Here is a 25,352-nt window from a genome sequence, read left to right on the forward strand (position 1 = left end):
AGGGGTTGATTAGTTGAAGCGGAGTATTTACTCCGCTTTTTTATTTTACCAACAAATCTTGACCAATACTAATATTATTACTTTCTAAATTATTTACTTCTTTTATTTTCTTAACGGAAGTATTATATTTTCGTGCTATAGAATACAATGTATCTCCTTTTTGTACCTTATGAGAACTGACTTTATAACTTGGTGTTTTTGCTGCTAAAGAACCATCTGGTTGTATTCTATCGTATTTATTGAGATTATATTTTTTAATAATCGTTATTAACTTTTGAGGGTACTTCCTATCTGTTGCATATCCTGCTCTTTTCAATCCATAAGCCCAACCTTTATAATCCGTATGTCTTAATCTAAATAAGTTTGCATATCGCTTACGAGTTAATAAAAACTGTGAGTGATCTTCATACGAAGTTTCTGGATAGTTATACTTTCTAAAACATTCTCCTTTTTCATCATCATCATGGGTTACACTATGCCCTTGCCAACCTCTATGACATTTAATTCCGAAATGATTATTTGATCTACGAGCTAATGCACTTCTTCCACTTCCTGACTCTAATACTCCTTGTGCTAAGGTAATACTAGCAGGAATACCATGTTCGTGCATTTTCTTAACTGCAATAGGTGCAAATTTTTGAATATACGCTTCGGTATGATTTGTTGTAGTTAATATTGGTTTTTGTATTTGTTCTAACTGTGGTACTTCTGGTAATTTTTCTTCTCTTGATTCTAAAACTACCTTATTAGGAGTAGATTTTACCACATTTTTACCCGAACCACAACTTGTCAATACTACAGCACATACTGCTAAAAAAACTACTCTTACCCTCATTAAACCTTTATTAACTCTTTGTTTTTATGCTTCAATTTTTGATTTACTCCTGCGATACCTTGTATACCTCCTGTATGAATTGCGATTATTTTACTATTCCTCGGAAATACGTCTTTTGCTACTAAATCTACTATTCCAAATAACATTTTACCTGTATAAATAGGGTCTAGCAAAATACTTGTTTGCGTTTTAAATTCATTTATAAAACGGATTAATTCCTCTGTATATTTTCCGTAACCTCCAAAATGGTATTCGTTTTGTAAGCTCCAATGATCGTTCCTATTTACAAAGGCTTTGATTTCATCTATTAAAAAATCACCTTTCAGTGCAGGAAACCCTATTACTTCTTGATGATTTTTAGCTGAATTTATCAATCCTGAAATCGTTCCGCCAGTACCAACAGCACAACAAATATAATCGAATTTTTCATCTTCGTTTGTTAAAATCTCTTCGCAACCTTTTACCGCTAAAGCATTCGTTCCTCCTTCGGGAACCAAATAAAAATTTCCAAATTCTTTTTTTAACTGATTGATAAATTCTTCGGAAGTTTTGTTTCGGTAGGCTTCTCTTGACACAAACTTGAGCTGCATTCCTTTATCATATGCGTTTTTCAACGTGGTGTTTTGAGAGAGTGTTGCTGCTAAATTTCTTCCTAATTCATCTCCTCTAATAATTCCGATGGTGTTAAGTCCTGCTATTTTTCCTGCTGCGGCAGTAGCAGCAATATGGTTTGAAAAAGCACCTCCAAAAGTTAACAACGTATCTTTTTCTTGTTGTTTTGCTTCTTCAATATTGTACTTCAGTTTTCTAAATTTATTCCCTGAAACAAATGGGTGAATAGTGTCTTCTCGCTTTATTAAAAGTTCAATTCCTTTTGAAGCTAAAATGGGCAGGTCGACTTGTTGATTTTCAGGTGTCGGAATTTCTAGTTGAAACAGCATTTTAAAATAGTTATCAATGCAAAAATAAGTGTTTACTCTATTTCTAGCTTATACCCTACTCCATGAATGTTGGTTATTTTTATAGAAGTATCTTCTTTTAGCTTTTTCCGGAGTTTAGAGATATAGGTATCTAAACTTCTCCCAACCACCACTCCGTTGTCTTCCCAAACCTTTTTCATAAGTTCTTCTCTTTTAATAACTTCATTGGGTTTACTAATAAAGATTTCCAATAATTCACATTCTTTTTTAGATAAGCTAATTTCGGTCGTCTGCTTTACTAATTTGTGCTGTTCGGGGTAAAACTCAAAAATACCTAAAGTTGCTACATTAGTTTGATTATTAATTTTTGTTGCTGTGCTTTTTCTTTTCTTTTGATACACCGCTACACTGAATACTAGAGTTAAGAACAATAATCCATAAAAAATAAACTGACTTTTATTTGATGTACTCTTTTTAAGAAATTGAACTTCTATAAAATAACAACCCTGCGGTAATGTTCTTCCTTTACACGGAATGATTGCTTTTTCTTCTCTTTTTCGCATTTCGTAGCTATACACTACTTCCTCATCATCACAATTTTTGACCTCTAAAATGTAATTTGTTGGAAAATTTGACTTTTTAAAACTTCTGTTTACAAAAGCTACCAAACCATCTGGTTCAATCTCCAAATTGTTTTGAAAACTTAGTTTAAAGGTTAATTCATTGAACTTTTGTACAGGTAAAACTAGTGAGGTAGTATCTGCATTACTTAGCAATAACTGGTGTCCTACATTTCGAAGTGAAACTTTTACACGTTCTGAAAAATTTTCGCTGGTTGTACACGATATAAACAAGGTTATCACAGCAAATAGGTATAGTTCTATTTTGGTAGTTATTAAGTTGAAGTTATTGCTCATATTACCTACAAATATCCTACTTTTCAATTACTTTGAGCAATAGTTGACATTTCTTTTACACTTTTTTGTCATTTTTTTACTATCATTTCAAACTGAAATTAAACTGAGATAAAAAACTTATCAATAAAAGTAACTAAACTATTTTAAGATTACTTCTTATGGTTAACCTTTACAGGAATAACAAACGACGAACTAAAACGAAGCTATATAATCTCATAAACACTTATGATAGTACAAACAAAAAAACTGTAAAAAATATCATTAAATTAACCTTAAAAATAAGTTTACACTTATCTTTGGCTTTTAAAACATCAAGTATAATATAATCAGTTTTAACTATACTTATGTTTAAGAACTAAACGTTTTTAATAATAAAGCTTAATGAAAATAAATACCCTCCTCTTCATACCAATACTGTTAATGTTTTCTTGTAAAAACAATAAGCAAAGTGAAACATCAATTGATTTTAAACAAGACTTAAGTAATACTTCATTAGTTATTTTAGGAAACATACAAGATGCAGGATCACCTCACATCGGGTGTGAGAAAAAATGTTGTAAAAATCTATTTAATAATCCTGACAAAAACAGACAAGTAATTTCTTTGGGTTTAATTGATGGTCCAAACAACAAAAAGTATTTATTTGAAGCTACGCCAGATATTTCTCGCCAGTTAAAGGTTCTTAAAAACATACAACCCGTTAGTAAAAATGAAATGCCAGATGGAATTTTTATTACACATGCACATATAGGTCATTATGCGGGACTAATGTACTTAGGAAAAGAAGCTAAAAACGCACAAAATGTAACTGTTTATGCGATGCCCAAGATGAGTGATTTCTTTAAAAATAATGGCCCATGGAATCAATTAATAAGTAACCACAATATAAGACTAAACAATATTAAAAATGAGCAAACAGTTACACTAACATCTAATATAAAAGTAATACCAATTATAGTTCCTCATAGAGATGAGTATTCTGAAACTGTAGGTTTCAAAATTATTGGACCGAATAAATCCGCTTTATTTATTCCTGATATTGATAAATGGGAGAAATGGAAAAACAATATTATTGACGAAATAAAACAGGTCGATTATGCTTTTTTAGATGCAACATTTTTTAATGAAAAAGAAATTAATAATAGAAATATCTCAGAAATACCGCACCCTTTTATTATTGAGAGCATGGAGAAATTTAAAAATCTAACTAAAACAGAGAAAGCAAAAATAATATTTATTCACTTTAACCATACTAATCCGGTTATTGACCCAAATAGTGAAGAATCAAAAATGATAATAGCTAATGGTTTTCAAGTAGGAAGATTAAATAATTCATTTGAACTGTAGCTTAACTAAAACTATAATAACCCCTTATTTATTAAGGTTACTTATAATTTAATTTTAACTATTCATTTTTTAATTAAAACCCAGATACCTGCTCCTCAACTTGCTCCCATTCTTCCATGAGTTCGTCTACTTTAGCTTTTTTAGCTTTGTAATTTTCAAAGAAGTTAGGGCGAGAAGACACTTCGTCGTAATGCTGAGCTAGTTCTAAATCTATTTTTTTTATTTCGGCTTCTAAATTTGCGATTTGCGTTTCAATTTTATTCAGCCTGTTTTTTAACTTTTTAAGTTCTTTTTCTTGTTCTTTCGATAATTGATAGGCTTCTTTTTTTGAAGTATTTTTATCTTCTTTTATTACGGTTCTTTTTTCAGCATCACGCAAACTTTCCATTTTGTGTTGCTCTAAGAAATAATCAATATCGCCCAAATATTCTTTTATTTCACGGTCTTTAAATCCATAAACAGTAGTGGTTAACCCTTGTAAGAAGTCACGGTCGTGAGACACTACGATTAAGGTTCCGTCAAAGTTTTGTAAAGCCATTTTTAATACATTTTTTGAAGCAATATCTAAGTGGTTGGTAGGTTCATCCATGATTAACACATTGAATGGCGATAGCAACAGCTTACACAATGCTAACCGATTTCGCTCTCCTCCTGAAAGTACTTTTGCTTTTTTATCTACCGCTTCTCCACCAAACAGAAATGAACCTAACATATCTCTTACACGCATTCTATTGCCATCGGTAGCAGCGTCCTCCATTATTTCCAACACTGTTTTCTCTGGTGGTAATTCTTCAGACTGGTTCTGAGCAAAATATCCTATTTCTACGTTATGTCCTAGTTTTAGGTTTCCTTCAAACGGAATTTCTCCTACCATCATTTTAGCTAAGGTAGATTTTCCTTGTCCGTTTTGACCAACAAAAGCAATTCTGCTATTACGCTCAATCAATAAATCAACATCTTTTAAAACCTCTTTTTCTCCGTAGTTCTTGGTTAAATTTTCAGCTTCAACAATAATTTTACCAGGTTCTTTTGATATGGCAAAACGAACGTTCATTACCGCATTATCATCTTGATCTACTTCAATACGCTCAACTTTTTCTAGTTTTTTAATGAGTGATTGTGCCATGGAAGCTTTACTTGCTTTCGCACGAAATTTCTCAATTAATTTTTCAGTATGTTCTATTTCTTTTTGTTGATTTTTCTGGGTTTGTAACTGCTTTTCTTTAATTTCTGCTCGCAGTTTTAAGAACTCAGAATACGGTTTTTTATAATCATAAATTTGTCCTAAAGAAATTTCTATCGTTCTATTAGTTACGTTATCTAAAAACATTTTATCATGTGATACCAATACAATGGCTCCTGCATAACTTTTTAAGAAGTTTTCTAACCAAATAATCGATTCAATATCTAAGTGGTTGGTAGGCTCATCGAGTAATAAAATATCGTTGTTCTGTAATAATAGTTTGGCTAGTTCAATACGCATACGCCAACCTCCAGAAAAGGTATCGGTTAACTTATCAAAATCTTCTCGTTGAAACCCTAATCCTTGTAATATTTTTTCAGTCTCTCCTTGATAATTGTACCCTCCTAGCAACTCATAACGTTCAGTTTTTTCGTTTAAATCGATAATTAATTGATTATACGACTCACTTTCATAATCGGTTCTTTCTGCTAGTTGCTGATTAATTTCATCTAACTCTAACTCAATTTCTTTAATTTCGGTAAATGCTTGGTAGGCTTCTTCTAAAATGGTTCTTCCTTGTTCAAAATCAATATCCTGACGTAAAAAACCGATACGTACTTCTTTATCAAAAGCTAAGGTTCCTCCACTACTTTCAATATCTTTTGCTAATACTTTTAATAAGGTAGATTTACCTGCTCCATTTTTTCCAATCAATCCAATTCTATCACCTTTAATTAATTTAAAAGTGATTCCAGAGAACAAATCTGTCCCCATAAATGAAACTGATAAATCGTGTACGTTTAGCATATTTTATAGTTAATTACTTCATTTTGTAACCCTAGTTACAAACAAGTGTTTTATTTTTGTTGAAACTTGTGCAAACTTACAAAAAGGAAATAGTTAATTGAATTAATACTTAGAAGATATGTTTGGAAAGGGAAGTAAATTGTATAGTATTTCTAATAATAAATGCCCTCGTTGCCATGAAGGAGAGTTTTTTGAATACAAACTTAATTTCAACCCTAAAAAAATGACCGCTTTACATAAAAACTGCCCTAAGTGTAATTTAAAATATATGATGGAGCCTTCTTTCTTCTTTGGGGCTATGTATGTTAACTACGCAATTGCTGTTGCTTTGTTTGTAGCTATTTTTATTATTGCAAAGGTATTTATCGGACTAGCTATTTTACAAAGTTTTATTGCTATTATAGTAGTTTCTTTATTATTGACTCCTATCAGCTTACGTCTTTCAAGAATTATTTGGATTAATCTTTTTGTGAGCTATGATGAGAAAGCAGGCAAAATACATTCTAAAGAGAATACTGAGGATACTAGCAACTAACGGTTAATCTGTTAAAAATCTTTTTATATCGATTTCTTTATCTAATTCTTCACCTTTTTCTAGGTGATTATATAAATTTTCTGCGACAGTTGGCGCAATCATTACACCTCTTGTTCCTAAACCATTTAAAACTGCTAGTTTTGAAAATTTTGGGTGTTTCCCTACTAAAGGTCTTCTATCTTTTACCGTAGGTCGTATTCCTGCTGATTGTTCTATTACAGTGTAAGGAACTGCTATTATCTTTTGTAGTTTATCTTCAAGTTCTTTTCTGCCTTCTTCTGTTGGAATAGAAGTTTTATCAGTCCAATTAAACGTTGCTCCTACTTTGTATTTATTATCACCCAAAGGCATAATGAATACACTTCCTTTTAATAAGAAATCTATTTGTAATTCTGGTGCATAAATTGTAATTGTCTCTCCTTTTGTTCCGTTTAGTGGTAAATAATTGAAAAACGGATTTTTTTTCAATCCGAACCCTTCACTAAATACAATTCTTTTTGCTGTGATATTATCATAACTAACTTTATCTTCTAAAATCTGTATTTTTGAATAGTCAAAAGCTTCTTTTATAAGACTTTTTAATGATTTAATATATTCTTTATAAGAATTTACTAATAAAGGTGTATCAACTCTACCTGTGCCTTTTAGTTCTCCAAAACCATAATCACCTATAATTCCTTTTATTTTTTCTTTTGAAATTTTTGGATCCATATAGTAAGATAACATGGGTTTGTCAGACGCTATAAACCAGTTATTTTCATCACCTACATTAGTAAATACTTTTTTAGTGGTAAACTTGTAATCTAGTTTAATTCTTAGCTTTTCTTCTAATTCTTGATAAAAAGGTATTGCTTTTTGTAATTGTTTATGTCCGTTCCAAGCTGGTGTAAATCGTTTTAAAATTACAGGATTATATACTCCTCCCGCAACAACTGAAGATACTTGTGAATCATCTTCAAAAACCATAAAACTTTTGTTATTTTTAAGTAATAGTTCTGTAAAAGCTATTCCTGAGAGTCCTAAACCTACTATAATGTAATCTACCGCTATATTCATACTCCAAAAGTACTATTATTACAATAAAAAAGAGCTTGCAATGCAAGCTCTTTTTGTATTTGTATTGAATAGGAATATTAATAATTCCACATATCCATTTCTCTATTACGAATACCTTCTTTAATTCTATTTGCTTCTAACAATTGAAATAAAGAGTTTCCACGAACATAGTCAGAAATTGATCTATCTCCATAAATGTTCTCTTCTTTTAGAATCGTAGACGTAAAACGTCTTGCATTTAACAAGTTATCATAAGAAAGCGGTTGTGCTGAGTTTTCTGGGTTGAATACTTTAGAACTGTGTAATGTTTCTCTAACATCTGGGAAAAACACCCAAAACAGCTCATATACACTTTCCTTGTCATCAATCTCTTCAACTCCCATTACTTGCACATCTGGCCCCATAGGAGCTAATGCTAACAAACGGTACTTTAATTCACCTTGACGCTTGTCAAAATACCAAATACCTTTTAGCATATATCCTTTGATATCTTCAGACTTTATAAAATAATCATCAACATAATCTCCATTTTGTCGTTGATTAAATGTCATAGATTTTACTTGTTCCATTCCTATTTTAGTAGTGAAGTAAGAGTCGTTATATACTTCTTTTATTTCACCATTTTTAATACCTTTTAGCAAGGTATCAAATAAAGAACGTCTTGTTAAACCTGCATTCATAGTATCAATTGGATAATAATACGGAAGATTTATTTTTTGATTTAAATCTACATATTCCCACACCACTTTAGACCACAATACATCTCTATCACTAATATAGCCGTAAGGAAGTGGTTTGTCATCTTCTGAAGCAATTTGTGCTTCAGATTTAAATCCAATTTCATCTACCTTTTTAGCATTTAAAAGGTTAGCTTGTGCACTTGCATAACTTGTCGCTGCAAAAGCGAATAAAACCATATAAAAACGCTTCCAATTCATACTTTCTTGTTTTACTTATTAATTCGTAATTTCTATACTAACAGGCAGTACTTTTTTAATTTTGTAGTTAGAGCCAGAAACTGATGCTTTAATATCAAAAATAGTAATTACATCATTTCTTCTTGCCTTAGCTAACGCTGCCTTAGCTCTAGAGGTCATAGTTGTTCCACTAATAGGAATAGCTACTTGCCCTGGTACTTTTATTTTAAAGCTCGATACGTTTAGTTTTAAATCGAATAAGAAGTCTGGTAGTCCAGCTGCAACACTAACTCTACCTACACTAGACTTAGGCATTTTTACAGTACCATATTGACCTCTTACCATACCTACCGCTGGTGGTATATCTTTAATTCTAAATTTCTTAACAGAGCGAACTCCTTTATCTGCTCCAGTTGGCGTTCCAGTAACCACGATGTTTACCTCACTACCATTTCCTGGGCTCATTATATAACTATCTCCTTTAACTCTTCTAAGTCCTGGAGCCTTCGCACTTACTTTGTTTCCTGGTACCCCTGGAATAGAAATTGTTAATGGGTTAGCTAAACCACGGTACACAACATTCATTTTATCAGCTGAAACTAATGCTTCGTTTGGTCTTGGGATAACAGCATAAGCTCCTTTAATTGGAATGGTAACAGTAGAATCAGCTTCTTTAAACTTAAATTCTCCTAATAACTCTTTATCTCCTACATTACCTACTGGTCCGTCTAAAATAACTTGACCTGCCTGAATTTTTTCTTCAGCAATTTCCTCTCCGTTAATAATTACTTTTTCAGCTGTTAAATTCGGGTCTTTTTTTCCCAAAATAACTTTACCAGATAATTTTTCTCCTGGATAATAAGCTCCCTTATCAAAAACAACCATAGCTTCATACTTGGTCATTGATACTGCACTTTGTAACTCTCCTTGTAATAAAGCTGATAGAGCATCTGACTCTGTAGTTTTAATATCTGCTTGAATCTGAGTTAACTTTGTTAAAGATGCTATTAAAGGGAAACCTTCATAGTTATATTTTAACCAGTTTACAGTTACTCCTTCTTTATTTTTTTTATCGGTAGTGCTAAAACGTTCTTTAATTACTTCAGATAATTCTGACTCTCCTAAAACTTCTAAAGATTTTTCTCTAAACTCGTTTATCTTATCAACAAACTCTTTTCCTTTAGGACTAATTTTTCCATTCGCAAAAAAGTATTGATCTAAGAAACCTGACTTATCCATCGATTCATAAGCTGTTTTATCTTCTAAATCGCTTGTCATTTGAGTTTTTAAATCTTCAATATAAGCATAAAACCCATCCGCCATTGTTCTAAGCGTATCTGTTTTTTGTTTAGCTTCTCCGTATTGTTTCGCTTGTTCAGCTGCTTTTTGAGCTAATACATCATAAGATGCTTCATTCTTTTCGGTCGCCCTTATATTAGACGCCGATAATTTTTCTTTCATTAATCCAAAAGCTGATAAAACTTCTTTACTCATATTCATTGCTAACATTGCAATAAATACAAGGTACATTAAGTTTACCATCCTTTGCCTTGGTGACTGCTTTCCTCCTGCCATATTAATTAGTTTGTTTTATAAATAAATTAGATAAACTAATTAATTATTTGTTAGACATTGCAGTTAACATTCCTCCGTATACTCCGTTTAAAGAAGATAAGTTTGTTGCTAAGGATTGCATTTGCTCTTGTAAACGCTGAGAATTTTCTACCATTGCAGAATTTAAATCCGCTTGCTTACTAGCATTTTCAACTTGTGTTTGATATAAACTATTTAATGATTCCATTTGAGCTGCTGCTCTTGTCATTTGCTCATTATAACTACCTGTTGCAGAAATCGCTTGAGAAGCTGATGCTAAAGGCTCTACTGCTCCTTGGAAGTTTTTTATACTATCTCCTAAACGAGATACTAACTGCGCATCTAATTTCGCTTCGCTTAAAATATTATCTAATTTTTGTGATAACATACTTTGTGCCTCTTCAGGAGATGCTTCTTTACCTCTTCCTCCTGTTGATTGACCATCTCCTAACTCAGGGTATACTTTTGTCCAATCTAAGTCATCTTCAATAGGTTCAAATGCTGAAATAGCAAAAATCACTGCTTCTACAACTAACCCTATGGTTAACATAACTCCACCTGTTAATGGACCAATTTTAAAGTGCATAATTTTGAATAATGCTCCTAAAATAACGACTGAGGCTCCCAAACCGTAAGCCATGTTAAATAATTTTTTAGTTGATTTTGATTGTGCCATAATTTTAAATTTTGGGGATTAATATTTATTCTTGTTTTCTTATTAATTACTTTTATTAGTACCTAAATAATCTTGTACTGTTCTAAATCCGATATAACTTCTTGCTGTGTCTGCATATTCCCAATCACGAGAACTAACTTCTAAAAAATAAGCAACATCTTTCCATGATCCTCCACGGATAATTTTTCTTCTATTTTCTTTAATTTCAACATTCGGGTTCATTGTAGACCCCATGTAATAAGACATTTGGTTGTATGCTGTATTTGTCCATTCAGAAACATTCCCTGCCATGTTAAATAATCCATATTCATTTGGGTTATATGACATCGCTTCAACAGTATATAGAGCCCCATCGGCAGCATAGTCTCCACGTACTGGTTTAAAGTTTGCTAAGAAACACCCTCTATCACTTGTGGTACTTGGCCCACCCCAAGGATATTTACCGTAATTTAAGCCACCACGAGCTGCGTATTCCCATTCTGCTTCTGTTGGCAACCTGAATGCTGGAACTAAACCTAGTTTTTTTCTTGATCGTTGATAACTGTTTTTAGTTTTTGTTCTCCAGTGACAAAATGCTTTTGCTTGATTCCAGGTAACACCAACTACTGGATAGTTTTCGTAGGCTTTATGAGCAAAATATTCTTGATGCATTGGATCATTGTAGGAATAATTAAAGTCTTTTATCCAAACTGTGGTGTCTGGGTATACGTTAATTACTTTATCTTTTAAGAAATCTTTTCTGTTCTTTCCTGTTCTTGCAGCTGCCTCATTATCAAACCAATAATATCTATAATTTAACAATTCTGTATTAAAAGTTCTAATACCATTTAAAGCTTCGTCTTTCTTTATGTATAAAGAATCCATTACCTCAACATAATCAGCATCTGGATATTCTTGAGAATCCCAAACAATTTCTTCTTCCCAGTTTAATGGTTTTAAAGAATCTAATCCTTCTCCTAGTTCGTAATAGTTCTCACGCATGTATTTTTCATACGGAGTTTCGTTTACTGTATCTTTTGAAGCAAAAGCATACAATTGGATTCCTTCTGCATTCTTTCCTGCATTCGCTTCATCACCTCCTAAAAAAGCAAACTCTGCTTGATAAGCTAGTTTTGTTCTCGTTATAGAGTCTCTTACCCAATGAACAAATGCTTTGTACTCACTATTGGTTATTTCTGTTTCATCCATATAAAATGGTTGTACAGTAACCGTTTTTGTTGGCGCATTCATGGCTCCCATAGGATCTTCATCTTGTTTACCCATGGTAAAAGATCCTCCTGGTATTTTAGCCATACCATATGGTTTTTCTGCAAACCATTTTCTTTTAGACGTAACTCCTACCAATTCTCCTCTATCGCCACTTGAACCACAAGAGTAGATGATAGATGCTAACAATGCAAGTACTATTATTTTTTTCATATTATATCTTTCTTATAAAAGAGGCGTAAACCTATTATTTTTTTTATTAAAAAACAATTACGAGTTATTATTTTTTACATAACACACAACTTTCTCCTAAACAAGCTTTTGCAAAGCTTTATACCATCTTTCAGGTGTTTTTTGCTGTAGTGCCTGCTCATAATCTCGATAGCTACATGGTATTAACGCATGTCTTTTGTGTTTATTATTTGATATTAAATTTATTTCCATCCACCAACGTCCACTTTTATCACTCTTATAAAAGTTTATTGGATCGTCATCATTCAAAAGCACTGTAAACTTTTGATAGCTTTCCTTTGTGGCAAATGGGTAGTCTTTAGCTCTAGAATTTACTCCTTCAATAAAATACCATATTATTTGTGCTATTAAATTTGCCGTTTGACAATTAGAGTCTAATTTACTATTATACTCATAAATACCAAAAGACGTTACTTTGTCACTAATCCCTGCATAACGTGCAATAGCACATATTTCTTCTCCGTAAAAACCGTTAGGAGAGGCATTTTTGTTAGCTGGTGCTTCACTTTGTCGAATACTTCCTATATCTATACTAACCACATCAGCATCACGCATTACAGGTTCTACTAAAGTTACATCTTTTACTTGACCTAATCTGTAAGCATCAAAATACAATTTATCTATTAAGCTTATTTCTTCTTGTGAGTTGAAAAAAGTTTGATATCCTACGTTACTAAAGTTAAACAAATTATTTGGTTCTTCCATAATAATTCTGCTTACATACGATTTTGAACTTGATTCATCCTCCAATGAACCCAAATCAAATCGGCTATCTACAGCTACTAAGTTAACCGTTTGCTCTAACTCATCATAAGCTCTATAATTTGCATAAGTTAAATCTTGTCCCCCACCAATTATGATAGGTAATATATTATTTTTTAACAAAAAGGCTACCGATGATTTAACTGCAAAATAGGTATCTTCTATAGCATTTCCATTTTCTATATTTCCTAAATCAGCTATATGTGTATGCCAATTCCCTGGAAATAATTGATATAAATACTTCCTAATTTCATGTAATTCTTTACCTGAACCCAAGTTATTTACAGTTCCTCTATCTTCTTTAACACCTAAAATAGCTATAGAAACGTCAGATAAGTCTGGAAAACCGTCTTGAGCAGTATGAAGTTGAACTTTTCTTCCAAGCACAGAAGAAGCCTGTAAAACCACATGAGTAGCCACAGAGTCTTCAATTGGAGTAAAGAAGTCTATATTCATAATTAGGGGAATTATAAGTGCCGCAATATACTAAACTATTTTTTTTTGGTCACTTTCTTTTTAGTTGTTTTTTTCTTAGGAGCTTTAGCTTCAATCATTTTAACAGCCTCTTCTTGCGTTAATTTTTCTATCTCAGTCGTTTTGGGAAGCTCTATTTTAATTTTTCCTTTGATAACATTAAAGCGTCCCCAACGTGCTTTTTCTACACGAATACCAACTTCTTCAAAATTATGAATAAGTTTTTCTCGTTCTTTTCTTTTTTTATCTTCAATTAGCTCTTCTATGTCTGCTTGACTTAAATTATCAAAGTCATACTTCTTATTTACATTAATAAAAATAGAGTTCCATTTAATAAACGGTCCAAAACGTCCAACACCTTTTTGAATAGGCATACCTTCGTATTGTCCAATAGGGGCATCTGCTTTTCTCTTTGCTTCTATCAATTCAACAGCTCTATCCATATCTACCTCCATTGGATTTTCTCCTTTATCTAACGATACATATTTGCCGTCAAATTTAATATAAGGACCAAATCTTCCGTTGGCTACTATTACCTCTTTTTCTTCATAGTCTCCCAATGTTTTTGGTAACTTAAACAAGTCCATAGCTTCTTCATAGGTAATTGAATTCATTGTTTGGTCTCCTTGTAAGCTGGCGAAACGAGGTTTTTCTTCGTCTGTTGCCTCTCCTATTTGTACCATTGCTCCATAACGTCCTAAACGCACATATACATTTTTACCGCTTTCTGGGTCAACTCCTAACAAACGTTCTCCTTTTGCTCTTTCTGCATTTTCAGCAACATCTTCTACAATTACATGAAAGTTTTTATAGAAATCTTTAATCATTACTATCCAATCTTCTTTTCCTTCAGCAATTTCATCAAATTCATTTTCTACTTTGGCTGTAAAACCATAGTCTAAAATAGCATCGAAATTGGCTACCAAGAAATCGTTTACGATGTTCCCAATATCAGTTGGAACTAGTTTTCCTTTATCAGAGCCTACTCTTTCAGTTAAAAGTTGTTCTGATACTGATTGGTTTACTAAACTTAATTGTGTATAATTCCTTTCTTTTCCTTCTATTGTTCCTTTCTCAATATATTCTCTTCTTTGAATTGTTGAAATAGTAGGTGCATAAGTAGATGGACGACCAATTCCTAATTCTTCTAAACGCTTTACTAAGGCTGCTTCTGAAAATCTTGCTGGCGGACGTGTATAACGTTCGGTAGCTGTTATTAATTCATTAGTTAATTGCTCCTTAATTTCCATTTTAGGCAACATTCCTGCTTGCTCCTCATCTTCATTATCGTTCCCTTCTAAATATACTTTTAAGAAACCTTCAAAAGTAATTACCTCTCCATTTGCAGTAAATTGTTTCTTATTTTTATTGTTGTCTATTTTCACAACGGTACGCTCTAACTGTGCTTCACTCATTTGTGAAGCAAGCGTGCGTTTCCAAATTAAGCTATAGAGCCTTGTTTGATCGTATTCACCTGTAATTTCGTGATTCTCCATATTTGTTGGACGAATCGCCTCGTGTGCTTCTTGTGCTCCTTTTGATTTCGTAAAAAAGTTACGTGGCTTGCTATATTCTTCTCCATAAGAAGCAATGATTTCTGCTTGGGCTGCATTTTTTGCATCGCTAGATAAGTTCACACTATCTGTTCTCATGTAGGTTATTAACCCTGCTTCATACAAACGTTGTGCAACCATCATTGTTTTAGCAACAGGGAAACCTAATTTTCTTGATGCTTCTTGTTGTAAGGTAGATGTTGTAAACGGTGGTGCTGGAGATTTTTTTGCTGGCTTTTTTTGTAAATCTGCTACAAAAAATTCTGCATCTAAGCATGAGTTCAAAAAATCTTCTGCTTCTTTTTTAGTTGAGAAATTCTTCGCAAGTTTTGCTTTAAACTTTTTACCTTCTGCATTCACAAACTCTGCATCAACTCGGTAAGAAGCTATAGAGGTAAAACCTTCTATTTCTCTTTCACGCTCTACAATTAAACGTACTGCAACCGATTGCACTCTACCTGCAGATAACCCTGGCTTTACCTTTCTCCATAAAACAGGAGATAACTCATACCCTACAATTCTATCTAATACACGTCGTGCTTGCTGTGCATCAACTAAATTATAATTAATTGTACGTGGATTTTCTATTGCTTTTAATATTGCATTTTTAGTAATAGAGTTAAAAACAATCCGTTTTGTGTTCTCTTCTTTTAACTTTAATTGTTCCGCTAAGTGCCATGCTATCGCCTCTCCTTCACGGTCTTCATCGGATGCTAACCAAACAGTTTCTGCTTTTTTTGCTAAATCTTTAAGTTTCTTCACCACTGCTTTTTTATCAGTAGAAACTATATATTTTGGTTTAAAATCTCCTTCTACATTTACACCTAACTCTTTAGAAGGTAAGTCTGCAATGTGCCCAAAACTTGATTCAACCTGAAAATCCTTTCCTAAAAACTTCTCTATCGTTTTCGCTTTAGCAGGTGACTCAACTATTACTAAATTTTTTGCCATACGTCTTATGTCTCTTATCTCATTTTACACCTTATTAATATAGGCATAATTCAGTTTGCAAAAGTATATAGTTTTTTTTTAATGAGTCCTTTTTAATAAAATTTTACTTTTTCTTGAAAAAACTATCCATGTCAATTTGTCACAAATTACACATTTTGGTTGTATCTTTGCTCACTATATTTAGTACGATTTTAGGATTTATGGAACACGTAGAGAAAGTAATTGACGAACAAAAGCAAGGGAAAGCCCTTGCTACAGAACACAAAGAAGGAAACAGCAAAAAGCTTTTTATTGAAAGTTATGGTTGTCAAATGAATATGAACGATAGCGAAATTGTGGCGTCAATTTTAGCTGAACAAGGTTTTAACACTACACAAAACCTAGAAGACGCAGATTTGGTATTGGTTAACACTTGCTCTATTCGGGAAAAAGCAGAAACCACTGTTCGTAACAGACTTCAAAAATACAACGCTGTTAAAAAAACAAACCCTACTATGAAAGTTGGTGTTTTGGGCTGTATGGCCGAACGCTTAAAGGAAAAATTTTTAGAAGAGGAAAAAATTGTTGATTTAGTTGTAGGTCCTGATGCCTATCGCGATTTACCTAATTTAATAGAAGAAGTAGATGCAGGTCGTGATGCTGTAAATGTAATTTTATCGAAAGAAGAAACCTATGCCGATGTTTCTCCTGTACGCTTAAACTCTAACGGAGTTTCTGCATTTGTATCAATTACCCGCGGTTGTGACAATATGTGTACATTTTGTGTGGTTCCTTTTACTCGTGGTCGTGAACGTAGTCGTGACCCAAAGAGTATTATTGAAGAAATTCGCAGTATGCAAGAAAAAAATTTTAAAGAAATTACCCTATTAGGTCAGAATGTAGATTCTTACTTATGGTATGGTGGTGGATTGAAAAAAGATTTTAAGAAAGCTTCTGAACTAGCGCAAGCTTCTGCAATAGGTTTTGCCCAACTACTTGATATGTGTGCTACAGAATTTCCTAAAATTCGTTTTCGTTTTTCTACATCAAACCCACAAGACATGACTTTAGATGTAATTCATGTAATGGCTAAACATCAAAATATTTGTAAATACATCCATTTACCTGTTCAAAGCGGAAGTAACAATATGTTAAAAGCTATGAATCGCCAACATACTCGCGAAGAGTATATGGAATTGGTTGATAATATTTATAAAATTATTCCCGAAATGGCCTTAAGCCAAGATATGATTGCTGGTTTTTGTGGAGAAACAGAACAAGATCATCAAGACACCTTAGATTTAATGCGTTATGTAAAGTACGATTTCGGATTTATGTTCGCATATTCTGAAAGACCAGGAACTTTAGCTGCTAAAAAAATGGAAGACGATATTCCTTTAGCAACCAAAAAAAGACGTTTACAGGAAATCATCGACTTACAACAAGAACATAGTTTATATCGAACTCAACAGCATTTGGGTAAAATTGAAGAAGTTTTAATTGAAGGAACCTCTAAAAAGAACCCTAATGAATGGAAAGGTAGAAATACGCAAAACACGGTGGTTGTTTTCCCTAAAGAGCACTATAAATTAGGTGATTTTGTAAATGTAAAAGTAGAAGATTGTACCTCTGCAACGTTAAGAGGAGTTGCAGTTGACTATTCAGAAAATAATTAATTTTAGGAAAAGTTTAGCTGTTTAAAAGATTGATAACCTTTAATTTTTTAAACCAAAAAGCTTTAAAACTTTATAAATGGAAAATTTACAAGCTATAAAACAACGCTTTGGTATTATCGGTAACGATGTACAGCTTAATCGCGCAATTGAAAAAGCGATTCGAGTAGCTCCTACCGACATTTCGGTATTAGTTACTGGTGAAAGTGGTGTTGGAAAAGAAAATATCCCGAAGATAATTCATCAATTATCCCACAGAAAACATGCAAAATATATTGCTGTAAACTGTGGTGCCATTCCAGAAGGAACTATAGATAGTGAGTTATTCGGGCATGAAAAAGGAGCTTTTACAGGAGCTACACAAACAAGGAAAGGATATTTTGAAGTTACTGATGGCGGTACCATCTTTTTAGATGAAGTTGGAGAATTACCATTAACAACCCAAGTACGTTTGCTACGTGTATTAGAAAATGGAGAATTTATAAAAGTAGGTTCTTCTCAAGTACAAAAAACAGATGTTCGTATTGTAGCTGCTACCAATGTAAATATGCACGAAGCCATTTCTAAAGAAAAATTTCGTGAAGACTTATACTATCGTTTAAGCACCATAGAAATTCCACTACCTCCTTTAAGAGAACGTGGAGAAGATATACATTTGTTATTCAGGAAATTTGCTGCAGATTTTGCACAAAAATATCGAATGCCAACTATAAGGTTGGATGAAAATGCGGTAAAAATTTTATTAAACTATCGTTTCCCTGGAAATATTCGTCAATTAAAAAACATTGCTGAACAAGTATCAATAGTTGAAGAAGACAGGTTAATAACACCTGAAAAAATAGTTCAATATTTACCAGAAAATCGTAGTAATTTACCTGCTGTTGTTGGAGGTAAAACTGTAAATCAATCAGATTTCACTAACGAACGAGATATAATGTATAAGATCTTGTTTGATATGCGTAACGATATTAACGACCTAAAAAAACTAACATTAGACTTAATGAAAAGCGATGATTCGGAACAGGTTCAAGAAGACAACCACCGTTTAATTGAGCGCATATATCAAGATCAAAACTTGTCGGAAGCCTCAAACATTGAAGTCGTACAAATACCTAAATCATCTTCTCACCTAAGTGAGTATGATTATGCGGAAACCATTGAAGAAGATGAAAGTTTATCATTACAAGAAAAAGAAATTGAAATGATAAAAAAGTCTCTTGAAAAAAATAATGGAAAGCGTAAATTAGCCGCTAAAGAGCTAGGGATTTCTGAAAGAACCTTATATAGAAAAATAAAACAATACGACTTATAGCATAAGTAGTATACTATTATAGAACATGAATTGTTTACATTTGATTTTATGAAAAAGCTATTTTACATTCTTGCTTTTAGTACCACAACTATTATTATGTTAGGTTGTGGAGTATACTCTTTCACAGGAGGTAATACTGGTAATGCCAAAACAATTCAGGTTGATTTCTTCCCAAATCAAGCACCTTTAGTTGAGCCAATACTAAGTCAAAAATTCACACAAGATTTACAAGATTTATTTACACGTCAAACCAACTTAACCTTGGTTAATTCTGGGGGCGATTTACATTTTTCTGGGGAAATTGTTGATTACCGTATTACACCTATGAGTGCCACAGCACAACAAACGGCTGCTCAAAATCGATTAACTATCACTGTAAGCGTGAACTTTGTGAATGCTTTAGAAGAGAAAGACAACTTTGAAAAACGATTTTCTTTTTACTATGATTATGGAGCCAATCAACAATTAACAGGAGGTATATTAGAAACTGCTCTGGAAGAGATTCTAGAACGTATCACACAAGATATTTTTAACGCTTCCGTAGCAAAATGGTAATTTTTTGAAGAAAGATAGCTACATACAATTATTAGAAAAACCTGAATTGATATCGCAAGAACATCTTTCAGATATTACTGCTATTATTCAAGAATACCCTTATTTTCAATCTGCTAGAGCGCTTCGTTTAAAAATTTTAAAGAATCAAGAAAGTTATAAATACAATAACGAGTTAAAAATTACTGCTTCTCACACTAGTGACAGAACCGTTTTATTTGACTTTATTACTTCTGAAACTTTTAAAGAAGTACCTAAAAAAGAAGAAAAAACTAGCTTAAAAGAGAAAATTCTTCCTAAAATAAAAACAACAAAAATTTCAATTATTGAAGAAAACTTAGCTATAGGAAAACCGCTTTCGTTCACAGAAAACGAAACTTTTTCATTTAACCAATGGCTACAATTATCTTCTAAAAAAACTATTGCAAGAACCTCTAATAATAAAACGCCAAAAGAACTAGTAAAAGAAACTCCAGTTAAATCTAAACATGAGGCTATTATTGATCGTTTTATTGAAACTACCCCAAAAATATCACGCCCTGACAAAACAAATATTTCAGATATAAAAATATCCGAAAATCAACAAAATAACCAATTAGCTACTGAAACCCTGGCTAAAGTATATTTAGAACAAAAAAAATATGATAGTGCTATTCAAGCATATAAAATATTAAGTTTGAAATATCCAGAAAAAAGTGGTTTCTTTGCAGACCAAATTAAAAGAATACAAATTTTACAAAACAATAAATAAATGACAACGTATACTTTACTTTTAGTTTTAATATTGATTGTTGCAATAGCATTAATCTTAATTGTAATGGTTCAAAATCCTAAAGGAGGAGGATTATCTTCATCATTTGGAGGCGGCGGAGCTCAAAATATTGGAGGTGTACAAAATACGAATAGCTTTTTAGACAGAACTACTTGGACATTGGCTATTACTATGTTTGCTTTAATTTTAATAGCAAACTTTGCCATTCCAAGAGGTAACGCAATTGACGCTCCTCAATTAGATGAAACTTTAAACAAAATTGAAACTACAACAACTCCTGCTACACCAGCAGCGACAGATACTGCTAAAGACAGCGCTCAGTAGTTTTTAAAAAATAAAATATAAAATGTCAACGTGTCATTTACGTTGGCATTTTTTTTATTTGTTAATCTAATGTATTAGAAAAATTGTCAGCAAAAATCTAATGGCATAATTTCTGACAAAACTTAACCAGTAAAAATTAATTTAATCAAAATATATAAAATGGGATTAAACATTAAACCTTTAGCAGACAGAGTTCTTGTTGAACCAGCTGCAGCAGAAACTACTACAGCATCAGGAATTATCATCCCTGACAACGCAAAGGAAAAACCACAAAAAGGTACTGTCGTTGCCGTAGGAAACGGAACAAAAGATGAGCCTTTAACTGTAAAAGTTGGTGATACTGTTTTATACGGAAAGTACGCTGGTACTGAACTTAAATTAGAAGGAAAAGATTTTTTAATTATGAGAGAAAGTGACATTTTCGCTATTATCTAAAAAACTCTTTGCTATTAGCTTTTTTGCTATTAGCCAACTAAACAAAATTAAAAACAAGTCGAAAGCTATAAGCTAAGACTAAAAACTTAAACAAAATGGCAAAAGATATAAAATTTGATGTAGACGCTCGCGACGGATTAAAGCGCGGTGTAGATGCATTAGCAAATGCAGTAAAAGTAACTTTAGGACCTAAAGGACGTAACGTTATTATTTCTAAATCATTCGGAGCTCCTCACGTAACCAAAGATGGTGTTACTGTAGCAAAAGAAGTAGAATTAGAAGACGAGTTAGAAAACATGGGAGCTCAAATGGTAAAAGAGGTTGCTTCAAAAACCAACGATTTGGCTGGTGATGGAACAACAACTGCAACTGTACTAGCACAAGCAATTGTTAAAGAAGGATTAAAAAATGTTGCTGCCGGTGCTAATCCAATGGATTTAAAACGAGGTATCGATAAAGCAGTTGCTGCTATTACTGAAAATTTAGCAAAACAATCTCAAGAAGTAGGAAACTCTTCTGAAAAAATACAACAAGTTGCTTCTATCTCTGCTAATAATGACCAAGTAATTGGTGATTTAATTGCTACTGCTTTTGGTAAAGTTGGTAAAGAAGGTGTTATTACTGTTGAAGAAGCTAAAGGAATGGACACTTATGTAGATGTGGTTGAAGGAATGCAGTTCGATCGTGGATATTTATCTCCATACTTTGTAACGGATGCTGATAAGATGATTGCTGATTTAGACAATCCTTATATCTTATTATTTGATAAAAAGATTTCTAACTTACAAGAAATTCTTCCAATTTTAGAGCCAGTAGCACAATCTGGAAAACCTCTATTAATTATTGCTGAAGACGTTGACGGACAGGCATTAGCTACTTTAGTAGTAAACAAATTACGTGGTGGATTAAAAATCGCTGCTGTAAAAGCTCCAGGATTTGGTGACCGTAGAAAAGCAATGTTAGAAGACATCGCTATTTTAACTGGTGGTACTGTAATTTCTGAAGAAAGAGGTTTCTCTTTAGAAAATGCAACTTTAGATTTATTAGGTACTGCTGAAACAGTAACTATTGATAAGGACAATACTACAATTGTTAATGGTTCTGGTGACGAAGCACAAATCAAAGCTCGTGTAAACCAAATCAAAGCACAAATTGAAACTACTACTTCTGATTACGATCGTGAAAAATTACAAGAACGTTTAGCTAAATTAGCTGGAGGGGTTGCTGTATTGTATGTTGGTGCTGCTTCTGAAGTAGAAATGAAAGAAAAGAAAGATCGTGTTGATGATGCTTTACATGCTACAAGAGCTGCAGTAGAAGAAGGAATTGTTGCTGGTGGAGGTGTAGCCTTAGTACGTGCTAAAAAAGTATTAGAAACAATTACTACAGAAAACCTAGACGAAACTACAGGTATTCAAATTGTAGATAGAGCTATTGAGTCTCCTTTACGTACTATTGTTGAAAATGCAGGTGGTGAAGGTTCAGTTGTTATTAATAAAGTATTAGAAGGGAAAAAAGATTTTGGTTACGATGCTAAGTCTGAACAATATGTAGATATGCTTGAAGCTGGTATTATTGACCCTAAAAAAGTAACACGTGTAGCTTTAGAAAACGCTGCTTCTGTTGCTGGTATGATTTTGACCACGGAATGTGCTTTAGTAGATATTAAAGAAGATAACCCAGGTACTGGAATGCCTCCAATGGGTGGTGGAATGCCAGGAATGATGTAGTCGAGAAGTTCGACGCCTAAATATTTAAAACCTCGAGAAGTTTCTCGAGGTTTTTTTTGGAGCGATTTTTGATGTTAATTTATTAAATATTAAAATTTTATACTATGAAAACAAAAAATTGTTTATTACTAATTGTTGTTGCCTTAATCTCTTTAAACTTATCTGCTCAAAAAACTAGCGAAAAAAAAATTTTTGACGTTGTAATTGAAAAAAGTGCTATAAAATCTAATCAACTTGTTTTAGATTTCCTAAGAACTAATTCAAGATTGAAAAGTTACCAATTAAACAAACTGATTGATATTCAGAAAAATACAAATACGAATAATTACGAAAGTTCAAACACTAGAAAACTAAAAGAATTTGGTAAACCAAGTCCTACAATTACTACAATCTACTTTGATAATGAAATAATATTGGGAGAAGGAATTAACAGACTTTATCTTTTAGATCAAGTTAGAATGAAAGAAATAGCTAAAATTACGAGGTCAAATGTTTCTTATAATAAAGAAATACACATATATAAGTTGTAATCTAAAAGCTACGTTTATTTTATAATATAAAAAAACTCGAGATTTTCTCGAGTTTTTTGCTAATAAATTGTAGGATTAGGGTAAAAAGACGCTAATGAAAACCAATATCCTGTTACAGATTTTGCTGCTAACATTTTTCTACCTAAGGCAGGTCCTTCAATAACTTCTCCAAAAATAGACCATTTATTTCCTGTATTATCTTCAAAAAAAGACTCTCCATCATCATACGTATATGAAAAATCTAAGTCTAACAGATCTCCTGGTATTACATAGCTTTTAATTATATTCTCATTCCCTATTAACAACAGATTATTACCTGCAAAAAAATCTCTAATTACATTACCATTTTCAAAAAATTTAAACCTATAAGCTTTTAATTGTTTACCAGAAATTACTCCATGAACTCTTTGTTTTTCAGGCAAACGATCATCTAAAGGTTTTACTGGGAAAAGCAAAAAATCATCTCTATCTAAATACCCTCCATATGGATAAACCTGATAGTTTCTATCAAAACCTTGTTTGTCAAGTAGAATCGTTGTGTTAGGATAACTATTTTTCCATGTTTTCCAGTTAGTTTCAACCACTTCTATAAGATTTGGTTTACTCTCTATTTCTTTACCATTCACACATTTTAACTCCATTTGAGACCAATGACTATCAGTCTGTCTATCGTATAAAATTAAATTTGAATTATATAATAACCCTGATACTCCAAATGTAGCAGCCTTATTATCACTTATAAACTCCCACGCAAAGGCTGTACCTGTTAATGGACAATAATTTACTGTTACGTTTCTACCTCCTATATTATCATTAATTACCTCGTGCCAATCTAAAATTTTATGCGGATACGCTCTTACCTCATTTCCTAATTTAATTCCAACCACTAAATCGGCATCATTCATATATTCATTTACTCTATCATCATTTCCTAAAATAAACTTCGGATTGTCTATTGATGGTATTCCGTCTTTCCCTGAACCGTCAAAAATCTCATCTTTAGGGATTAGCCATTTAGTAAACGAAGATGTTGTTTCTTCTGTATCTTCTACATCATTTTCTTCATTTCCTCTTGAACAAGAATTAAGTACTATTAACAAAAACAAAAAATATGTAAGCTTTAATTTCATAAAAGTTAGTTTATTAAGTTATGATTCTTTTTTTTATTTAAAACTTGAAATACAATACCTGTATTAAACCTATAGGTAGGTGTTAACTGCGTTCCTTTTACATTGCTATAAAAAGGGATTTCACTTTTTAAATAAAAACTAATAGTAGGTTTTATAAAAAATAAAATTGAGGGGTTAAAAAACAGCCATTCTCCTCCTGTATTTGCTATAGAATTAGAGTTTATTCTATCTATTCCAGCTTTCCTGTACTTAAAAGTTATACTTGGTGATATTAACTGTTTCCATAACAAATAAGAATCTGACACTCCCAAATACAATTGAAGCTCATTTCCAAATTCATACTTATTGTTCCCTAGGTACGAATTATTTACACCTGTATTTCTATAGGTTCCTCTCAAGGAAAAGTTCATTGATTTTCTAAAATTAAAAGACCTACTATATCTAGATGTAAAGACTAAATCAAAAGCATTACTTCCTGGTTGCAAATCAGCATTTAATAAGATTCCTTGATTATTTCTTTTTGCTGTAGACCCTAATGGTATTTTTTTTCCTAAACCTAAAGTTAAGCTAGACACTTCATTATTTAAAACCATATATCTCAATAATAAAATACCATCACCAATTCCAAAGGTTTCATCTACATTAATATCTCCAAAAGAGCTTGTTATTTCTCTACTTTGGTTTACCCAAGTAAGTAATGCTTCTATTAAAAATTTCTGAGAGAAATTATAACTAAGGTTTAATAAAACTGAATTCGTTGTTCTTAATCGTGAATTATCTTTTAGCTTCTTACTACCTTCATTTAAAGTATTTAAATTATTATAATCGTAAGACAACCCTATTTGTAAAATTCCTTTATCCAAAAAGGGCATTCCTATATTATTAGACAAGGGTACACCACCTGAACAACAAGTTTGTGCAAATAGACTAC

23 protein-coding genes are annotated in these 25,352 nt (G+C 32.3%); 10 read left to right on the plus strand and 13 right to left on the minus strand.

Translation table 11 applies throughout. The features are described 5' to 3' along the window. Window positions 1-40: 40 nt before the first annotated feature. The 3 genes from ACKTSW_RS13380 to ACKTSW_RS13390 are packed head-to-tail and all read right to left on the minus strand — an operon-like array spanning window position 41 to window position 2,672. Window positions 41-835 carry a glucosaminidase domain-containing protein gene (locus tag ACKTSW_RS13380; protein ID WP_408025755.1) on the minus strand — a complete coding sequence of 265 codons (795 nt, stop codon included), beginning with the start codon at window positions 833-835 and terminating at the stop codon, window positions 41-43. Continuing rightward, window positions 835-1,776, minus strand: a complete 942-nt coding sequence (locus ACKTSW_RS13385; RefSeq protein ID WP_408025756.1) for a 1-aminocyclopropane-1-carboxylate deaminase/D-cysteine desulfhydrase — start codon at window positions 1,774-1,776, stop codon at window positions 835-837. The genes ACKTSW_RS13380 and ACKTSW_RS13385 overlap by 1 nt, the downstream gene beginning before the upstream one ends. 32 nt (window positions 1,777-1,808) lie before the next feature. Continuing rightward, window positions 1,809-2,672: a winged helix-turn-helix domain-containing protein gene (locus tag ACKTSW_RS13390; RefSeq protein WP_408025757.1), complete on the minus strand. Its 864-nt coding sequence runs from the start codon at window positions 2,670-2,672 to the stop codon at window positions 1,809-1,811. A 420-nt stretch (window positions 2,673-3,092) separates the two neighbouring features. Between ACKTSW_RS13390 and ACKTSW_RS13395 the strand changes: the two genes are divergently transcribed. Continuing rightward, window positions 3,093-4,019 (plus strand): MBL fold metallo-hydrolase, encoded by a 927-nt coding sequence (locus tag ACKTSW_RS13395; protein ID WP_408025758.1) that lies wholly within the window; start codon window positions 3,093-3,095, stop codon window positions 4,017-4,019. 73 nt (window positions 4,020-4,092) lie between these two features. Here ACKTSW_RS13395 and ACKTSW_RS13400 read toward each other — a convergent pair whose 3' ends face one another. Continuing rightward, window positions 4,093-6,009: an ABC-F family ATP-binding cassette domain-containing protein gene (locus ACKTSW_RS13400; RefSeq protein WP_408025759.1), complete on the minus strand. Its 1,917-nt coding sequence runs from the start codon at window positions 6,007-6,009 to the stop codon at window positions 4,093-4,095. 118 nt (window positions 6,010-6,127) lie between these two features. On the opposite strand from ACKTSW_RS13400, the gene ACKTSW_RS13405 reads away from it, so the two are divergent. Next, window positions 6,128-6,544 (plus strand): DUF983 domain-containing protein, encoded by a 417-nt coding sequence (locus ACKTSW_RS13405; RefSeq protein WP_408025760.1) that lies wholly within the window; start codon window positions 6,128-6,130, stop codon window positions 6,542-6,544. A gap of 3 nt (window positions 6,545-6,547) precedes the next feature. On the opposite strand, the gene ACKTSW_RS13410 is transcribed toward ACKTSW_RS13405, so the two are convergent. From ACKTSW_RS13410 to topA, 7 genes are all read right to left on the minus strand, one after another. Next, the gene (locus ACKTSW_RS13410; protein WP_408025804.1) at window positions 6,548-7,594 is read right to left on the minus strand and encodes an NAD(P)/FAD-dependent oxidoreductase; all 1,047 of its coding nucleotides are present in this window, start codon (window positions 7,592-7,594) and stop codon (window positions 6,548-6,550) included. 83 nt (window positions 7,595-7,677) lie between these two features. Next, window positions 7,678-8,538, minus strand: a complete 861-nt coding sequence (porN, locus tag ACKTSW_RS13415) for a type IX secretion system ring subunit PorN/GldN (RefSeq protein ID WP_408025761.1) — start codon at window positions 8,536-8,538, stop codon at window positions 7,678-7,680. Between the two features lie 18 nt (window positions 8,539-8,556). Next, the gene (gene porM / locus ACKTSW_RS13420; RefSeq protein WP_408025762.1) at window positions 8,557-10,092 is read right to left on the minus strand and encodes a type IX secretion system motor protein PorM/GldM; all 1,536 of its coding nucleotides are present in this window, start codon (window positions 10,090-10,092) and stop codon (window positions 8,557-8,559) included. Between the two features lie 43 nt (window positions 10,093-10,135). Beyond that, the gene (porL, locus tag ACKTSW_RS13425; RefSeq protein WP_408025763.1) at window positions 10,136-10,786 is read right to left on the minus strand and encodes a type IX secretion system motor protein PorL/GldL; all 651 of its coding nucleotides are present in this window, start codon (window positions 10,784-10,786) and stop codon (window positions 10,136-10,138) included. 42 nt (window positions 10,787-10,828) lie between these two features. Further along, a complete protein-coding gene (porK, locus tag ACKTSW_RS13430) occupies window positions 10,829-12,205 on the minus strand; it encodes a T9SS ring complex lipoprotein PorK/GldK (protein ID WP_408025764.1) in 1,377 nt (458 codons plus the stop codon). A gap of 96 nt (window positions 12,206-12,301) precedes the next feature. After that, window positions 12,302-13,462: a formimidoylglutamase gene (locus ACKTSW_RS13435; RefSeq protein WP_408025765.1), complete on the minus strand. Its 1,161-nt coding sequence runs from the start codon at window positions 13,460-13,462 to the stop codon at window positions 12,302-12,304. A gap of 35 nt (window positions 13,463-13,497) precedes the next feature. Then, window positions 13,498-15,984: a type I DNA topoisomerase gene (gene topA / locus ACKTSW_RS13440; protein WP_408025766.1), complete on the minus strand. Its 2,487-nt coding sequence runs from the start codon at window positions 15,982-15,984 to the stop codon at window positions 13,498-13,500. Between the two features lie 200 nt (window positions 15,985-16,184). Between topA and miaB the strand changes: the two genes are divergently transcribed. The 8 genes from miaB (at window position 16,185) to ACKTSW_RS13480 (ending at window position 23,291) form a co-directional block, all read left to right on the plus strand. Continuing rightward, the gene (miaB, locus tag ACKTSW_RS13445) at window positions 16,185-17,639 is read left to right on the plus strand and encodes a tRNA (N6-isopentenyl adenosine(37)-C2)-methylthiotransferase MiaB (protein WP_408025767.1); all 1,455 of its coding nucleotides are present in this window, start codon (window positions 16,185-16,187) and stop codon (window positions 17,637-17,639) included. A 76-nt stretch (window positions 17,640-17,715) separates the two neighbouring features. Then, window positions 17,716-18,948, plus strand: a complete 1,233-nt coding sequence (locus tag ACKTSW_RS13450; RefSeq protein ID WP_408025768.1) for a sigma-54 interaction domain-containing protein — start codon at window positions 17,716-17,718, stop codon at window positions 18,946-18,948. A gap of 48 nt (window positions 18,949-18,996) precedes the next feature. Next, on the plus strand, window positions 18,997-19,503 hold the full coding sequence (locus ACKTSW_RS13455; protein WP_408025769.1) for an LptE family protein: 507 nt from the start codon (window positions 18,997-18,999) through the stop codon (window positions 19,501-19,503). Between the two features lie 4 nt (window positions 19,504-19,507). Continuing rightward, the gene (locus ACKTSW_RS13460; RefSeq protein ID WP_408025770.1) at window positions 19,508-20,251 is read left to right on the plus strand and encodes a hypothetical protein; all 744 of its coding nucleotides are present in this window, start codon (window positions 19,508-19,510) and stop codon (window positions 20,249-20,251) included. After that, window positions 20,252-20,596 carry a preprotein translocase subunit SecG gene (secG, locus tag ACKTSW_RS13465; protein WP_408025771.1) on the plus strand — a complete coding sequence of 115 codons (345 nt, stop codon included), beginning with the start codon at window positions 20,252-20,254 and terminating at the stop codon, window positions 20,594-20,596. It abuts the gene before it with no gap. A gap of 159 nt (window positions 20,597-20,755) precedes the next feature. After that, window positions 20,756-21,031: a co-chaperone GroES gene (locus ACKTSW_RS13470; protein ID WP_408025772.1), complete on the plus strand. Its 276-nt coding sequence runs from the start codon at window positions 20,756-20,758 to the stop codon at window positions 21,029-21,031. A 95-nt stretch (window positions 21,032-21,126) separates the two neighbouring features. Continuing rightward, window positions 21,127-22,761 carry a chaperonin GroEL gene (gene groL, locus ACKTSW_RS13475; protein ID WP_408025773.1) on the plus strand — a complete coding sequence of 545 codons (1,635 nt, stop codon included), beginning with the start codon at window positions 21,127-21,129 and terminating at the stop codon, window positions 22,759-22,761. A 104-nt stretch (window positions 22,762-22,865) separates the two neighbouring features. Further along, a complete protein-coding gene (locus ACKTSW_RS13480; RefSeq protein WP_408025774.1) occupies window positions 22,866-23,291 on the plus strand; it encodes a hypothetical protein in 426 nt (141 codons plus the stop codon). 59 nt (window positions 23,292-23,350) lie between these two features. Here the strand turns inward: ACKTSW_RS13480 and ACKTSW_RS13485 are convergent, their stop codons facing one another. Both ACKTSW_RS13485 and ACKTSW_RS13490 read right to left on the minus strand, forming a co-directional pair. After that, window positions 23,351-24,421 (minus strand): DUF3179 domain-containing protein, encoded by a 1,071-nt coding sequence (locus tag ACKTSW_RS13485; RefSeq protein WP_408025775.1) that lies wholly within the window; start codon window positions 24,419-24,421, stop codon window positions 23,351-23,353. Window positions 24,422-24,426: 5 nt separating this feature from the next. Then, window positions 24,427-25,311 carry a hypothetical protein gene (locus tag ACKTSW_RS13490; RefSeq protein ID WP_408025776.1) on the minus strand — a complete coding sequence of 295 codons (885 nt, stop codon included), beginning with the start codon at window positions 25,309-25,311 and terminating at the stop codon, window positions 24,427-24,429. Window positions 25,312-25,352: the final 41 nt, after the last annotated feature.

It is taken from the genome of Tenacibaculum sediminilitoris (assembly GCF_964513795.1).
GTDB classification, from domain to species: Bacteria; Bacteroidota; Bacteroidia; order Flavobacteriales; family Flavobacteriaceae; genus Polaribacter; species Polaribacter sediminilitoris.

Bases quoted from the DNA above. Each gene is read 5' to 3' on its own strand.
- ACKTSW_RS13380 (WP_408025755.1), bottom strand. From the start codon at position 835: ATGAGGGTAAGAGTAGTTTTTTTAGCAGTATGTGCTGTAGTATTGACA.
- ACKTSW_RS13385 (WP_408025756.1), bottom strand. From the start codon at position 1,776: ATGCTGTTTCAACTAGAAATTCCGACACCTGAAAATCAACAAGTCGAC.
- ACKTSW_RS13390 (WP_408025757.1), bottom strand. From the start codon at position 2,672: ATGAGCAATAACTTCAACTTAATAACTACCAAAATAGAACTATACCTA.
- ACKTSW_RS13395 (WP_408025758.1), top strand. From the start codon at position 3,093: ATGTTTTCTTGTAAAAACAATAAGCAAAGTGAAACATCAATTGATTTT.
- ACKTSW_RS13400 (WP_408025759.1), bottom strand. From the start codon at position 6,009: ATGCTAAACGTACACGATTTATCAGTTTCATTTATGGGGACAGATTTG.
- ACKTSW_RS13405 (WP_408025760.1), top strand. From the start codon at position 6,128: ATGTTTGGAAAGGGAAGTAAATTGTATAGTATTTCTAATAATAAATGC.
- porN (WP_408025761.1), bottom strand. From the start codon at position 8,538: ATGAATTGGAAGCGTTTTTATATGGTTTTATTCGCTTTTGCAGCGACA.
- porM (WP_408025762.1), bottom strand. From the start codon at position 10,092: ATGGCAGGAGGAAAGCAGTCACCAAGGCAAAGGATGGTAAACTTAATG.
- porL (WP_408025763.1), bottom strand. From the start codon at position 10,786: ATGGCACAATCAAAATCAACTAAAAAATTATTTAACATGGCTTACGGT.
- porK (WP_408025764.1), bottom strand. From the start codon at position 12,205: ATGAAAAAAATAATAGTACTTGCATTGTTAGCATCTATCATCTACTCT.
- ACKTSW_RS13435 (WP_408025765.1), bottom strand. From the start codon at position 13,462: ATGAATATAGACTTCTTTACTCCAATTGAAGACTCTGTGGCTACTCAT.
- topA (WP_408025766.1), bottom strand. From the start codon at position 15,984: ATGGCAAAAAATTTAGTAATAGTTGAGTCACCTGCTAAAGCGAAAACG.
- miaB (WP_408025767.1), top strand. From the start codon at position 16,185: ATGGAACACGTAGAGAAAGTAATTGACGAACAAAAGCAAGGGAAAGCC.
- ACKTSW_RS13450 (WP_408025768.1), top strand. From the start codon at position 17,716: ATGGAAAATTTACAAGCTATAAAACAACGCTTTGGTATTATCGGTAAC.
- ACKTSW_RS13455 (WP_408025769.1), top strand. From the start codon at position 18,997: ATGAAAAAGCTATTTTACATTCTTGCTTTTAGTACCACAACTATTATT.
- secG (WP_408025771.1), top strand. From the start codon at position 20,252: ATGACAACGTATACTTTACTTTTAGTTTTAATATTGATTGTTGCAATA.
- ACKTSW_RS13470 (WP_408025772.1), top strand. From the start codon at position 20,756: ATGGGATTAAACATTAAACCTTTAGCAGACAGAGTTCTTGTTGAACCA.
- groL (WP_408025773.1), top strand. From the start codon at position 21,127: ATGGCAAAAGATATAAAATTTGATGTAGACGCTCGCGACGGATTAAAG.
- ACKTSW_RS13480 (WP_408025774.1), top strand. From the start codon at position 22,866: ATGAAAACAAAAAATTGTTTATTACTAATTGTTGTTGCCTTAATCTCT.
- ACKTSW_RS13485 (WP_408025775.1), bottom strand. From the start codon at position 24,421: ATGAAATTAAAGCTTACATATTTTTTGTTTTTGTTAATAGTACTTAAT.